Raw genomic sequence first — 13,995 nt, 5'->3', positions numbered from 1 at the left:
CTGTTGTCTCAAATCGGCCGATCCGCTAGAAGGATGGCGCGGAGCGATGCCGACCCATCGGTCAAGCCATCCGACGCAGTGGGCGGCCGATTTCAGGCAACCCGGAGGGCCGGATGCTTTTTTGTCAGGAAGCGGGCTTTTGTCTCGAACGTACCTGCCGGGTATGCCCTTCGACAAAAGCCCGCTTCCTGACAAAAAATCCTTCCGGCAGAATGCACCTCATTTATCGTACGAGGCTCTAGATTTTGCGCCAAGACATTGATGCCGCCCACCATCGCCGCGGGCTTCTGATCACCGGCCTCGGCGGCCTCTCCCTCTCCTTCGATATTCCGTTGATCCGATCCGCCGATGGCGAGGTCTGGTCGCTGCTGGCGGTGCGCAGCCTGTGTACCTTCCTTGTGGCGCTGATCGCCTGGGGCGTGCTCAACAGGTTGCTGGGCAAGAAGATTGTGCTTGTGCCCGGCAAGGCCGGACTAGCCGCAGGCCTGTTCTACGGTCTCGGCTCCTTCACCTTCCTTTTGGCCGTCTTCAACACCGCGACGGCCAATGTCGTGTTCATCGTCGCCTTCACCTCGATGTTCGCAGCCATCCTGTCCTGGATTTTTCTCAGGGAACGCCCGTCGAACGCGACGCTTTTGACGATGGCCGTGATGGTCTTCGGCGTCGGCCTGATCGTCCAGGACGGGTTGAAGAGCGGCAATTTCTTCGGCGATGCCATGGCGGTCTCATCTGCGCTGATGCTTGCCTGCGCCATCACCGTCAGCCGCGCCAGCCGCAAGGACATGGGGCTGGTGCCTCTGGCGACCGCGATCTTCCCCGCCATCATCGGCTACCTGATGTCGCCCGCAGAAGGACTTGCAATCGCCCATCCCGGCTGGATCATGTTCGATGGCCTGATCATGATTCCGCTCGCCTTCTTCTGCCTCGCCACCGGCCCGCGCTATCTGTCCGCCCCGGAAGTCGGCATGTTCTACCTGCTCGAAACCATCCTCGCGCCGATCTGGATCTGGATCGTTTTCATGGAAGTCCCGACGTCCCAGACGCTGGCCGGCGGCGCAGTGCTGATTTTAGCGCTGGTCGGACATTCGCTATGGCAGATGCGGAAAAAATCGGCGCTGGACGCGTCGAGCGAGTTTCCGTTCACGGGCTGAAGGTTCTTGCCAATTGCTGCAGGGTAAAACCGATGTTATAACATGATTATAACATCGGAGATTTTTCCATGAAACTCACCATCCGCAAGATCGGTAATTCGGAAGGCGTTATTATTCCGAAGGAAATGCTCGACCGGCTGGGACTGAAGGCAGGCGATCAAATGGAAATTACCGCGAAGGATGGTGGTTTTCAGATGCAGCCGCTTGATGAAGCGTTTCAACGCCAGCTCGAACACGCCAATCGCTTCATGGACAAATACAAGGTCGCGTTGAAAAAGCTGGCCGAATGACTGGTTTCGTTTTTCTGGAACGACCTCTTGTTGAGGCACTCCAAGCCATCCAGATCGAGCGCTTTGGCGGTGCTTTCGGTTTAAGAGACGAAGGCGCACTGGAAACGGCTCTGGCCCGACCGGTTAACAAAGCCCGCCATGGTTGCAACGATGTTATCGAACTCGCCGCGGCGTATCTTTTCGGTCTTGCAATGAACCATGCGTTCATCGATGGAAATAAACGTATTGCCATTGTTGCGGCGGGTGTTTTCCTGATGGAGAACGGTTACGAAATCGAAACGAGCGATAGCCATCTCTTCAGCTTCGTCCTATCGGTCGCAGCCGGTGAGATCGAAGAAGAAGGCGCCATTCGCTTTCTGCGAGACGTCACCGTTCCATTGACAGAATAGATATAGCAGGCGAACTCCAACCAATCGACCGCACCGCAATCACCCCGTAAACTTGCCACTCCTCGGAAAGCCCTTCGGCACCACCCTGCCCGCCGATGCGCGGTCTCCGAGCCATTCGATCAGTTCGTCCTTGGTCTTGGTGAAGCTGCGGCCGGCGCTGTCGGCCCAGGTCAGGCCGTCTGAGATCGCAAAGCAGCGGATGTCCGAGATGCCACCGTCCTTGTAGCGCTGCAGGCGCACACCCTTGCCGCGGCCCATTTCCGGGATCTGCGCCAAGGGGAAGACCAGCATCTTGCGGTTTTCGCCAACGATGGCGACATGATCGCCCTTGACCGGAATGACGAGCTTGGCCTCATCCGGCATGGCAACATTCATGATCTGCTTGCCCTTGCGGGTGTTGGCGGCCATATCGCCCTCCAGCACCACGAAACCGTTGCCGGCAGCCGACGAGATCAAAAGCTTGCGGGCGGGATCGTGAACGAACGCCGTCAGCACGTCCTGATCGTTTTCCATATCGACGATGATACGCAACGGCTCGCCATGGCCGCGTCCGCCCGGCAGCTTGTCGCCGCCCAGCGTATAGGCCTTGCCGCCGGTGGTGACGACCAGGATGCGGTCGGTGGTCGAGGCCGGAAACGACAGTTTCAGCCCGTCGCCTTCCTTGAACTGCAGCGTCGAGACATCGGAGATATGGCCCTTCAGCGCGCGGATCCAGCCCTTTTCCGAGATGACGACGGTGATCGGTTCCTTCTCGATCATCGCCTGCTGGATCGCTTCCAGATCGGCTTCCGGGGCATTGGAGAACAGCGTGCGGCGGCGGCCGATCTCGGTGGCCTTGGCGAATTTCTTCTTCACCTCGCCGATTTCCCAGGCAACGGTCTGCCACTGCTTTTCATCCGACGCCAACAGGGCCTCGATTTCCGCCTTCTCCTTCGACAAGGCGTCGAATTCGGTGCGGATCTCGAATTCTTCCAGCTTGCGCAGCGAGCGCAGGCGCATGTTGAGGATCGATTCAGCCTGCAGATCGGTGAGCGTGAAGCGCTCCATCAAGGCGGGCTTGGGCTCGTCCTCCTCGCGGATGATGCGGATGACTTCATCGAGGTTGAGATAGGCGACGAGATAGCCGCCAAGGATTTCCAGGCGGCGGTCGATGGCTGCCAGACGGAAGCGCGAGCGGCGCTGCAGCACTTCGCGGCGATGGTCCAGCCATTCGAGCAGGACCTCGTTCAACGCCATCACCTTGGGAACGCGCCCCATGGACAGCACGTTCATGTTGAGCGGAATGCGGTTTTCCAGCTCCGACAGCTTGAACAGCGATTCCATCAGGATCGTCGGATCGACCGAGCGACTCTTCGGCACCAGAACGAGGCGGACATCCTCGGCCGATTCGTCGCGCACGTCTTCGAGCAGCGGAAGCTTTCGGGCAATCAGCAGTTCGGCGATCTTTTCGATCAGCCGGGATTTCTGCACCTGGAATGGGATCTCGGTGACGATGATCTGGTAGCCGCCGCGGCCGGTATCCTCGACTTCCCATTTGGCGCGCACGCGAAAACCGCCGCGGCCGGTCTTGTAAGCCTCGATGATGCTCTCACGGCTGTCGATGATGATGCCGCCGGTCGGAAGGTCGGGGCCTTCGATACCGCCCCGTTCGGGATTGTTCGGATCGAGCATCAGCTCTTCGATCGTCGCGCCCGGGTTCTTGATCAGGTGCAGCGCCGCGTCGCAAAGTTCGTGGGCGTTGTGCGGCGGGATCGAGGTCGCCATGCCGACGGCGATGCCGGAGGCTCCGTTGGCCAGAAGGTTTGGGAAGGCGCCCGGCAGCACGACCGGCTCCTGGTCTTCCTCGTTGTAGGTCGGCCGGAAATCGACGGCGTCCTGTTCGATGCCTTCAAGCAGGAGGCTCGCGACATCGGTCATGCGCGCTTCGGTGTACCGGTAGGCGGCGGCGCTGTCGCCGTCGATATTGCCGAAGTTGCCCTGGCCGTCGACGATCGGGTAACGCTGCGAGAAATCCTGCGCCAGACGCACCAGCGCGTCATAGACCGACTGATCGCCATGCGGATGGAACTTACCGATGACATCGCCGACGATACGGGCGCATTTCTTGAACGACGAATTGGAGCGCAGCCCCATTTCGCTCATCGCATGAACGATGCGGCGATGCACCGGCTTCAGGCCGTCGCGCACATCGGGCAGCGCCCGGTGCATGATGGTCGATAGCGCATAGGCAAGGTAGCGCTCTTCCAGCGCCGCCTTGAGGTCAACCGGCAGAATGTGATCGTCTCCGCCCGACGGCGGCAAAAGGCTTTGTCCCATGATTTCTTGCTACCTCAACAAGCCCTGAACGGCAAGGATTGCAGGGCATTGCGCTGTGGAGAACCGGCGCAGCCGCCAACCAAACTCTCTCGACTACCGATTTTGAAAATACACAACTCAACTACTACTCAGGATTTCATTTGTGCTAGATGCTAGCTGTAGAGCTTCCACGATTCCCTAGCAAAAGGTACATACATGCACACTCTGCCGAAATCCGCCCTCGCCACCGTCCTCGTCCTTCTTTCGCTGCAGACAGCCGATGCCCAAGAGATAGCTATTCCTGCCAACCGTGAAACCGCAGTCAATTTCGTGACTGGCGTCACGGAAAATTGCCACAGTATCGGCAAGCCGAAGATGAAGGTCGTCAAAGCGCCGGAGCACGGCACCGTCCGGTTTCGATGGGTGAAGTACAAGATCCAGAACTTTTCCCGGATCTGCAATGGAAGGCCCGCCTGGGGCATGGCCGTGTTGTTCATCCCCACCGCTGGCTATCGCGGCAAGGACGGCTTCACCTTCGGCATGACCATGCCGAAATACGAGGGCAGCACCCTCACCCAATACAAACAGGGCACACTGAATGTCCTCGTAAAGTAGCTGAAGCGGTCGTCGAACAGCATTTTTCATCCCAAAAATGGATGCCTGTAGGAAACATGACGCGGCGAAGCAATTCGAATATATTTCGGCCTTAATCCGTATTAGAAATGCGTTCGAAATTAAACCTTTACAACAAGGAACCGCTCCATGATGCCTACCCGCAACCTCCGTCTGATGTTGGCGAGCGCCGCTTTTATCGGCCTTTCCGGTCCGGCCTTCGCGCTCGACGGCGCGGACCTCGTCACCAAGCTCAACGCCGCCTATGCGCTCAACGGCGCAACCGTTGCCTATGAGAACGTTGCCGTCGACGGCACGACCGTGACGCTCACCGGCGTCAGCGTCAAATCGACGGCCGCCCCCGGCAAGGATTTCAAAATCGGCGACGTGACCCTCGAGGGCGTCGAGGAAACCGACAATGGTGGTTACTATGCCGAAACCGTCACGCTGCCGGATGTCGACGTCAAGGAAGACGAAACAGCGTTCACGGCCAAGGATATCACCATCGGCGGCTTCAGCATCCCCGGCAATCCGGCAGGCGGCACGGTCAACGATATCGTCCTTTACGAGACCGCCGGCACCGGCCCGGTGACGGTCACCGCCAAGGGCAAGCAGGTGTTTTCGATGGAGGAATCGGAAGTCAACCTGACGAAGCAGGAAAGCGATGCCGGTTTCGACTTTGACGCGACCTTCTCCGGCATCAAGGCCGACCTCTCCGATGTCCAGGACGCCAAGTCGAAGGATGCAATCGAGAAGCTTGGCCTTAAGAACCTTGACGGCGAAATGACGATGAAGGGCAGCTGGGAAGTGGCCACCGGCAATGTCTCGCTTGAGGAATATGCCTTCGACTTCGCCAATGTCGGCCGTCTTGCGCTTGCCTTCGATATTTCCGGCTACACACTGGACTTCATGAAATCGGTCCAGGAAGCCATGAAGGCCGCCGAAGCCAATCCGAACAAGGAAGAAGCCAACCAGGCCATGGGCCTTTCGATGATGGGGCTGATCCAGCAGCTGACCTTCAACAGCGCCTCGGTCCGCTTCGACGATGCGACGATTACCAAGCGCGTTCTCGACTATATCGGTTCCCAGCAGGGCGTGTCCGGCGATCAGCTGGCGCAGTCGCTGAAGGGCATGGTGCCGTTGATGATGGCACAGCTGAACGTGCCGGAACTGCAGAACCAGGTCTCGACCGCGGTCAACAGCTATCTGGATGCACCCAAGAGCCTGACGATCTCGGCCGAGCCGGCCAACCCGGTTCCTTTCCCGATGATCATCGGTGCCGCCATGGGCGCTCCAAACACGGTGCCGGGTGTGCTCGGCGTCAAGGTGACCGCGAACGACTAATTTGACGGCTCAGCATTTGGAACATGGAAAGGCCCGGCGAGCCATCGCCGGGCCTTCTCTTTTTCCGCGACCTGACCGCTTCGAGAGCTCTTTCAAGCGAATTGCGGATACGAAAAACCCGGCGATCTGCATCGCCGGGTTGATCAAATCCAATCGGGACAGAACCGCGTTCAGTCCTTCTTCATCGGCGGGATGACACGCAGCGACAGTTCCAGCAGCTGCTTGGGCATGGCGGGCGCCGGTGCGTTCATCAGGAGGTCCTGCGCCTGCTGGTTCATCGGGAACAGCGTGATCTCGCGCAGGTTCTTGGCGCCGAGCAGAAGCATGACGACGCGGTCGATACCGAAGGCGCAGCCGCCATGCGGAGGCGCACCGTACTGGAAGGCGCGATACATGCCGCCGAAGCGCTCTTCAACGTCCGTCTGGGACAGGCCGACCAGTTCGAACGCCTTGACCATCAGCTCCGGCGACTGGTTACGGATCGAGCCGGACGCGATTTCGAAGCCGTTGCAGACTGCGTCATACTGATAAGCCTTGAGCGTCAACGGGTCCTGCGTCTGCAGCGCCTCAAGCCCGCCCTGCGGCATCGAGAACGGGTTGTGGGCGAAATCGACCCTCTTGTCTTCCTCGCTCCATTCGTAGAACGGGAAGTCGATGATCCAGCACAGCTCGAACCGGTCGCGATCGACGAGGTTCAGGTCCTCGCCGGCCTTGGTACGGGCCTCGCCTGCAAACTTGTAGAATTTCGACGGCTCGCCGGCGACGAAGAAGCAGGCATCGCCCGCCTCAAGGCCGAGCTGGGCGCGAACCGCATCGGTGCGCTCTTCGCCGATATTCTTGGCGAGCGGCCCGGAGCCGGCGGTCTTGCCCTCCTCGTCCTTCCAGAAGATGTAGCCGAGACCGGGCTGGCCAAGGCTCTGCGCCCAGGCGTTCATCCGGTCGCAGAACGCGCGCGAACCACCGGTCTTGGCCGGGATCGCCCAGACTTCGACCTTGGGGTTGGCGGCGATCATGCCGGCGAACACCTTGAAGCCGGAACCGGCGAAATGCTCGGTGACATTCTCCATGACGATCGGGTTGCGCAGGTCCGGCTTGTCGGAGCCGTATTTGCGGATGGCTTCGTCATAGGGAATCCGCGGCCATTCCTTGGTCACGGGCTTGCCTTCGGCGAACTGCTCGAACACGCCGGTCATGATCGGCGCCATCGTATCCCAGACGTCTTCCTGGGTGACGAAGCTCATTTCCAGGTCGAGCTGGTAGAATTCGCCCGGCAGGCGGTCGGCGCGCGGGTCTTCATCGCGGAAGCAGGGCGCGATCTGGAAGTAGCGGTCGAAACCGGCCACCATCAACAGCTGCTTGTACTGCTGCGGCGCCTGCGGCAGCGCAAAGAACGTGCCGGGATGAATGCGGCTCGGCACCAGGAAGTCGCGCGCGCCTTCCGGCGAAGAGGCCGTCAGAATAGGCGTCGAGTATTCGGCAAAGCCGGCCGAGTTCATGCGTGAGCGCATGTCGGAAATGATCTGGCTGCGCTTGATGATGTTCTTGTGCAGCGTTTCGCGGCGCAGGTCGAGGAAGCGATACTTGAGGCGGATGTCTTCCGGATAGTCGGGCTCGCCGAACACCGGCAGCGGCAGTTCCTTGGCAGCGGAGAGCACTTCGATCTCCTGCGCGTAAAGCTCGATCTCGCCGGTCGCCATGTGCTTGTTGACGGTCTCGTCCGAGCGCGCCTTGACGGTGCCGTCGATGCGGATGACCCATTCGCCGCGCACCGTCTCGGCGGCCTTGAAGGCCGGTGAGTCGGGATCGACGACGATCTGCGTCATGCCGTAGTGATCGCGAAGATCGATGAACAGCAGGCCGCCATGGTCGCGAACGCGGTGGACCCAGCCGGAGATGCGGACAGTCTGGCCGACATCGGCTTTGCTAAGAGCGGCACAAGTGTGGCTGCGGTAACGATGCATGATATTATCCTGAAACCAAGGGCCGCGCGGCCACGCCAAAGCGCGCTGCGGCAGCGTCAAAATCGGGCGGAAAAGCGCATGGTAGGGCCGATTTGTCAAGGCCGGAGCTCTGCTGCCGGATCGCGGGAAAGCTGCACGACGAGGTTACGCCCCCGGAGAGATGCCGCAAGCGCTCATCCGGGAGCTTACGCCTCGCACCTTGGACGGGCCGCTCTTGTTGTGCCCAACGAGCGCCACCCGTTCGAATTCCGGCGATAATGTCACCCCCGTTGCCCCTCGTCGGCAAGGCAACCGCGCAGATTGCCGGTGCCCTCAAAAGGTGCATTTCAGCACGCCCGGATTTTTGCCCCGATCGATGACGGCACCGCCAGGTCTGGGCGCAAGCACCTTGATTTTTACGCCATATTACCGTCAAGCAGGTGGTAAACGAGGGAAAGCCTGGATCCGATGGCAAGCATCGCAGAAAAACCGCAGCGAGATCGCCCCCGTATTCCGGCGGGCGTCTGGGCGCTGGGCTTCGTTAGCATGCTGATGGATATCTCATCGGAGATGATCCACGCCCTTCTGCCCGTTTATATGGTGACCGTTCTCGGCACCTCGACGCTTGCAGTCGGCATTATCGAGGGCATCGCTGAGGCGACCGCCTCGGTGGTAAAGGTGTTCTCCGGCGCGCTGAGCGACTGGCTTGGCAGACGCAAGCTGCTCGCCGTCGCTGGATATGGACTGGCGGCCCTTACCAAGCCGATCTTCCCCTTGGCCGCGACGCTCGAATGGCTTGTCGTCGCTCGCTTCCTCGACCGCATCGGCAAGGGCATCCGCGGCGCGCCCCGCGATGCGCTTGTCGCCGACCTGGCACCACCGGAAATGCGCGGCGCGAGTTTTGGCCTGCGTCAATCGCTGGACACGATCGGAGCATTCATCGGGCCTCTCCTGGCGGTCGCCCTCATGTGGCTGTTTGCAAACGACTTCCAGGCAGTATTCTGGATTGCGGTCATTCCGGCCATCCTGTCCCTGGCCGTGCTCGTGATAGCGGTAAAGGAACCAGCAACGGCCAATAGACACCGCCCTCCAGCAAAGCTGCCTTTGCGCCGAAGTGAACTGGCGCGCCTTGAAAGACCCTACTGGGAAGTCGTCACGGTTGCCGCCGTGTTCACGCTCGCGCGCTTCAGCGAAGCATTCCTCCTTTTGAGGGCGCAGCAATTTGAACTGCCGCTGTTTCTCATACCCTTCGTCCTCGTGGTGATGAGCCTTGCCTACGCTCTGTCGTCTTACCCCGTCGGCGTGTTGTCCGACCGGATGAACCGCACAGCGCTTCTTGCCGTTGGGCTTGTGCTTTTGTTCCTTGCCAATCTGGTTCTCGCCTTTGCGACGAACCTTGCCGTTGCCGGCATTGGCGTCGTCCTGTGGGGGCTTCACATGGGTTTCAGCCAAGGCCTGCTTGCGGCTCTCGTCGCAGACACGGCACCACCGGATTTGAGAGGAACCGCTTTTGGCATGTTCAATCTTGTGACGGGGTTGGCTTTGCTGCTGGCAAGCGTGATCGCCGGTGCACTTTGGCAGGTCGCCGGTCCGGTAGCAACATTTGCGGCGGGCGCTGCGTTCAGCATATTTGCATTGGGCGGATTGCTGCTGATCAATCGCCGCTCGAACAAAGCAGATCCATAGGCGGCCGGATGCGCCGCAAGCTGCGCTCCAGCGCGACGCGGCAGTCCACGCTGACGTCGGCAGCACCGAAGCGCTGAAAGTTTCCATTCCAGCCGAAATCCGTCAAAAGCGACCGAAAAAGCCAAAATCTGAGCTGTTTTCCGAGCCATTGCACGGCTAGAACGGACTGCAGGCCACATATGTCCCCGAGTCGCCGCCGCAATCCGGATTTTCCCCTCCATGTCCCAGATACGCCCGCTCATCCCTCTCCTCATCACCGCTGGCATCCTGATCGGCGGCAACGGGCTGCAGGGGACGTATATTTCGCTGCGCGCCCTGCAGGAGGGATTTTCGACGTCGCTGATCGGCCTCGTCGGCACCGGTTATAATATCGGTTTTGCCATCGGCTGCATTTACGTGACGCGCATCCTGCGCTCCATCGGCCATATCCGGACATTTTCGGCAATGGCGGCGATTGCGTCGGCAGCCTCCATCGCCATGGTGCTCCTGATCGATCCGTGGTTCTGGTTCCTGATGCGGCTGATTGCCGGCATCTGTTTCGCCAGCCTGTTTGCCACCGTCGAAAGCTGGCTGAATGCGCGGGTGACGAATTCCAACCGGGCCCGCACGCTGTCGATCTACCGCCTGGTCGACCTCGGCTCCGTCACGGCAGCGCAGTATCTGATCCCGACCGTCGGGATCGAGGGCTTCCAGCTGTTTGCCATCGTTTCGATGGCGCTCACCTTGTCGCTGGTGCCGATCGCCTTTGCCGACCGCTCCAGCCCCGGCGCGCCCGAGGCGATCAAGTTCGATATCAAGGCGCTGTGGAATATCTCGCCGCTCGCCACGATCGGCTGCATCGTCGTCGGGCTGACCAATTCCACCTTCCGTTCGCTCGGGCCGATCTATGCCGAGGGCATCGGCCTGTCGATCACTGCGATCGCCACCTTCATGAGCGTCGGCATCATCGGCGGCGTGGTGCTGCAATATCCGCTCGGGCTCTATTCCGACCGGCTGGACCGGCGGCTGATCATACTTTTCGCCACCTTCGGCTCGCTGCTTGCCGGCCTCTATCTCGCCTTCTTCGCCGGCAGCGACGAATGGCTGAATTTCATCGGAATCTTCATCTTCGGCGCCTTCGCCATGCCGCTCTATTCGCTCTGCTCAGCCCATGCCAACGACCATGCAGCCGAAGGGCAGCACGCGCTGGTATCGGCCGGCATGCTGTTCTTCTGGTCCTGCGGCGCGATTATCGGGCCGCTGTTTGCCTCCTTCATGCTGGATATCTTTGGGCCGCAGGCGCTGTTCATCTATACCGCCGCCGTGCTTGCCGCCTTCATGCTCTATACGCTGCAGCGCATGATGGCCCGAGGTGCTGTGCCTGCCGGCGAGCGCTCGATGCGGTTTCGCAATCTGCTGCGTACCTCCTTTTTCTTCAACAAGCTGGCGGCAAAACCCGAGGACAAAAAATAAGGCGGTTGAATGCAGACTTGGCGGCTGCGGCAAGATGCACGCAAATGCCAATTGATGAATGCCGCCATCAAGTTTAAACGGAAGCATCTCAATCTGCGGAATCCTGCCCATGCCGTTCATCAGCCGCCGCACAATCCTGAAAGGATCGGCCGCAGCCGCAGCCTCCTTCGCAATCGGCGGGGGGCTTGCGGCGCGAAACGGGATTGCGGCGGCAGCACCGCTGCTGCTCAAGGCGCAGTTTACCGAGGCGGCACTGGCCAGCGACGGCATCACCCCGAAAGTCATGACTTACGGAACAGGCGAAGCGGCTGCGACCGGCATGCCGCCGGTCATCCGCATGAAAAAGGGCGAGCCCTTTGCCGCCCGGCTGATGAACGCGCTCGACGAGCCGACCACGATCCACTGGCATGGCCTGCGCATCGTCAACGCCATGGATGGCGTGCCGGAAATGACACAACCCTATGTCTATCCCGGCGACGGCTTCGACTATGCCTTCACGCCGCCCGATGCCGGCACTTTCTGGTATCATCCGCATTGCAACACGCTGACCCAGATGGGTCACGGACTGACCGGCGTGATCGTCGTCGAGGATCCGGCAGATCCTGTCTTCGATGCCGAGATCGTGCTGAACCTTCGAGACTGGCGGCTCGGCACCGGCGGCGCCTTCATCGCGCCGTTCAAGCCGCGCGATGCGGCCCGCGGCGGTACCTACGGCACGGTCCGCACCACCAACTGGCAGCAGCAGCCGAGCTATGACGCGCCGGCCGGCGGTCTGGTCCGCATCCGGATGGCGGCCACCGACGTGACACGCATCTATACGCTCGCAGCAGAAGGAGCGCCTGCGGTGGTGATCGCGCTTGATGGCAACCCGGTCGATGCGCCCTTCCCGCTCGATCTTCTGGATTTCGGCCCCGGCCAGCGCGTCGAATTGATTGTGCGCATGCCGGACCAGGAAGGCACCGAGGTCAAGCTCGGCAACGTCCGTGGCTCAAGTCCCTTCACGATTGCGACGTTGCGGGCGGCCGGCGCCTCGCTGAAGCGCGATATCCGCGATGTGAAGCCGCTGCCGGCCAACCCGGTTGCCGAGGCGGATCTTTCGACGGCTAAGCGCATTCCGCTCGATTTTACCGCAACGGCCGAGCATGCGCCGGTTCCCAGCATCTGCGGCACCATCGGCTATACGTTCTGGGCGATCAACAAAGTACCATGGCAGGGCGATACGCCCGATCCCGGAGCGCCGGTTTCCGAGCTGAAGCTCGGCAAAAGCTATGTGCTGCAGGTCAGGAACCGCACGCCGCATGCGCACCCGATCCACCTGCATGGCTTAAGCTTCCGCATCCTCAATTCCAACAAGCGGACCGTCCTGCCGCCGCCGACCGACACCATCCTGCTTCTGCCGGACGAACAGGCCGAACTCGGTCTCGTCGCCGACAACCCCGGCGACTGGCTGCTCCATTGCCATATCATCGAGCACCAGAAGACGGGAATGTCCGGATATTTCCGCATCGTTTGAGCTTTTTTCATTGTGACACCCGGCGCGAAGAGATACATCGGGTGAGTTTTTAACGGCCGCATTTCCGCCACAGTGATTGAAGTTTGATGATAGAGACAACCGCCGAACTTGCCGCCGCCTGCGAAACGCTGGCCAGCGGGCAATACCTGACTATCGATACGGAATTTCTCCGTGAAACGACCTTCTGGCCGCAGCTCTGTCTGATCCAGATGGCCGGGCCGGACATTGCCGTCATCGTCGATCCGATGGCAAAGGACATCGACCTTGCGCCGTTTTTCGAACTGATGGCCAATACGGCTGTCGTCAAGGTGTTCCATGCGGCGCGCCAGGATATCGAAATCATCTACAATCTTGGCAAACTGATCCCGCATCCGATCTTCGACACGCAGGTTGCTGCCATGGTCTGCGGCTTCGGCGACAGCGTCTCCTATGACCAGCTCGTCAGCCGCATCAAGAACGTCCATATCGACAAGTCCTCGCGCTTCACCGACTGGAGCCGGCGGCCGCTGTCGGAAAAGCAGCTTGATTATGCGCTGGCCGACGTCACCCATCTGCGCGATGTCTACCTGCACCTGAAGGCCGAGCTTGAGCGCGAAGGCCGCTCGCTGTGGCTGACCGAGGAAATGGCGATCCTCGAAGCCAAGGAAACCTACGATATCCATCCGGATGATGCCTGGCAGCGCTTGAAGATGCGGCTGAAAAAGCCGGTGGAACTCGCCGTCCTGCAGAAGGTGGCCGCCTGGCGCGAGCGCGAAGCCCGCAGCCGCAACGTCCCGCGCGGCCGCATCATCAAGGATGACGGCCTCTACGAGATCGCCCAGCAGCAGCCGAAGGACATGGAAGCCCTCTCGCGCCTGCGCACCATCCCCAAGGGCTGGGAGCGCTCCTCTGCCGGAACCGCGATCATCGAGGCGGTCAATGCAGCGCTCGAATTGCCGAAATCCGAGATGCCGAAGCTGCCGCGGCAGAACCAGGCACCGGAAGGCGCCCAGGCTGCCAGCGAAATGCTCAAGGTTCTGCTCAAGCTGATCGCCGAAAAGCAGGGTGTCGCCGCCAAGATCATCGCCAATAGCGAGGACCTCGAACGGATCGCCTCTGAAGGCCCTAAGGCCGATGTCGGCGCCTTGAAGGGCTGGCGGCGCGAGCTGTTTGGCGACACCGCGCTGAAATTGATCAACGGCGAAGTCGCCTTGCGTTTCGTCGATCGCAAGATCGAGGCCGTCGAGCTTTAAGACTTTTTGATGGAGCTTTTCCGCTTTTCTTCGAATCGCGAAAACGCTCTATCTTTTTTGCTTCGCCGCAATTCCGGACGCAAAACCGCTG

12 protein-coding genes are annotated in these 13,995 nt (G+C 60.5%); 10 read left to right on the top strand and 2 right to left on the bottom strand.

Going from position 1 to position 13,995, the window contains the following annotated elements; genetic code table 11:
- The 4 genes from AC1D17_RS18635 to AC1D17_RS18620 form a co-directional block, all read left to right on the top strand.
- The coding region (locus tag AC1D17_RS18635) for a hypothetical protein (RefSeq protein WP_477566830.1) at window positions 1–262 on the top strand (262 nt) is incomplete at its 5' end.
- Entirely contained in the window at window positions 246–1,151 is a 906-nt protein-coding gene (locus AC1D17_RS18630; protein ID WP_477566829.1) for a DMT family transporter, read from the top strand. The genes AC1D17_RS18635 and AC1D17_RS18630, both read left to right, overlap by 17 nt.
- Window positions 1,152–1,219: 68 nt before the next feature.
- A complete protein-coding gene (locus AC1D17_RS18625; protein ID WP_477566828.1) occupies window positions 1,220–1,441 on the top strand; it encodes an AbrB/MazE/SpoVT family DNA-binding domain-containing protein in 222 nt (73 codons plus the stop codon).
- Window positions 1,438–1,830: a type II toxin-antitoxin system death-on-curing family toxin gene (locus AC1D17_RS18620; RefSeq protein WP_477566827.1), complete on the top strand. Its 393-nt coding sequence runs from the start codon at window positions 1,438–1,440 to the stop codon at window positions 1,828–1,830. Before AC1D17_RS18625 ends, AC1D17_RS18620 begins: the two co-directional genes overlap by 4 nt.
- Before the next feature lie 39 nt (window positions 1,831–1,869).
- Here AC1D17_RS18620 and parC read toward each other — a convergent pair whose 3' ends face one another.
- Window positions 1,870–4,146, bottom strand: coding sequence for a DNA topoisomerase IV subunit A (gene parC, locus AC1D17_RS18615; protein WP_477566826.1), 2,277 nt, complete (start codon window positions 4,144–4,146; stop codon window positions 1,870–1,872).
- 195 nt (window positions 4,147–4,341) lie between these two features.
- Between parC and AC1D17_RS18610 the strand changes: the two genes are divergently transcribed.
- Together AC1D17_RS18610 and AC1D17_RS18605 are read left to right on the top strand one after the other, a co-directional pair.
- Window positions 4,342–4,740 (top strand): hypothetical protein, encoded by a 399-nt coding sequence (locus AC1D17_RS18610; RefSeq protein WP_477566825.1) that lies wholly within the window; start codon window positions 4,342–4,344, stop codon window positions 4,738–4,740.
- Window positions 4,741–4,887: 147 nt separating this feature from the next.
- Window positions 4,888–6,081 carry a hypothetical protein gene (locus AC1D17_RS18605; RefSeq protein WP_477566824.1) on the top strand — a complete coding sequence of 398 codons (1,194 nt, stop codon included), beginning with the start codon at window positions 4,888–4,890 and terminating at the stop codon, window positions 6,079–6,081.
- 170 nt (window positions 6,082–6,251) lie between these two features.
- Here AC1D17_RS18605 and aspS read toward each other — a convergent pair whose 3' ends face one another.
- On the bottom strand, window positions 6,252–8,042 hold the full coding sequence (gene aspS, locus AC1D17_RS18600) for an aspartate--tRNA ligase (protein ID WP_477566823.1): 1,791 nt from the start codon (window positions 8,040–8,042) through the stop codon (window positions 6,252–6,254).
- Window positions 8,043–8,489: 447 nt separating this feature from the next.
- Here aspS and AC1D17_RS18595 point away from each other — a divergent pair, with 447 nt between their 5' ends.
- The 4 genes from AC1D17_RS18595 (at window position 8,490) to rnd (ending at window position 13,904) form a co-directional block, all read left to right on the top strand.
- Complete coding sequence (locus tag AC1D17_RS18595; RefSeq protein ID WP_477566822.1) at window positions 8,490–9,707, top strand: MFS transporter; 1,218 nt, start codon at window positions 8,490–8,492, stop codon at window positions 9,705–9,707.
- A gap of 219 nt (window positions 9,708–9,926) precedes the next feature.
- A complete protein-coding gene (locus AC1D17_RS18590) occupies window positions 9,927–11,159 on the top strand; it encodes an MFS transporter (protein ID WP_477566821.1) in 1,233 nt (410 codons plus the stop codon).
- A 109-nt stretch (window positions 11,160–11,268) separates the two neighbouring features.
- Entirely contained in the window at window positions 11,269–12,672 is a 1,404-nt protein-coding gene (locus AC1D17_RS18585) for a multicopper oxidase family protein (protein ID WP_477566820.1), read from the top strand.
- A gap of 86 nt (window positions 12,673–12,758) precedes the next feature.
- Window positions 12,759–13,904 (top strand): ribonuclease D, encoded by a 1,146-nt coding sequence (rnd, locus tag AC1D17_RS18580; protein WP_477566819.1) that lies wholly within the window; start codon window positions 12,759–12,761, stop codon window positions 13,902–13,904.
- Window positions 13,905–13,995: the final 91 nt, after the last annotated feature.

The organism is Pararhizobium sp. P1_E7 (genome assembly GCF_056405855.1).
The sequence above is the reverse complement of the archived record's forward strand: the minus strand, read 5'-3'. Positions and strand labels throughout refer to the sequence as shown.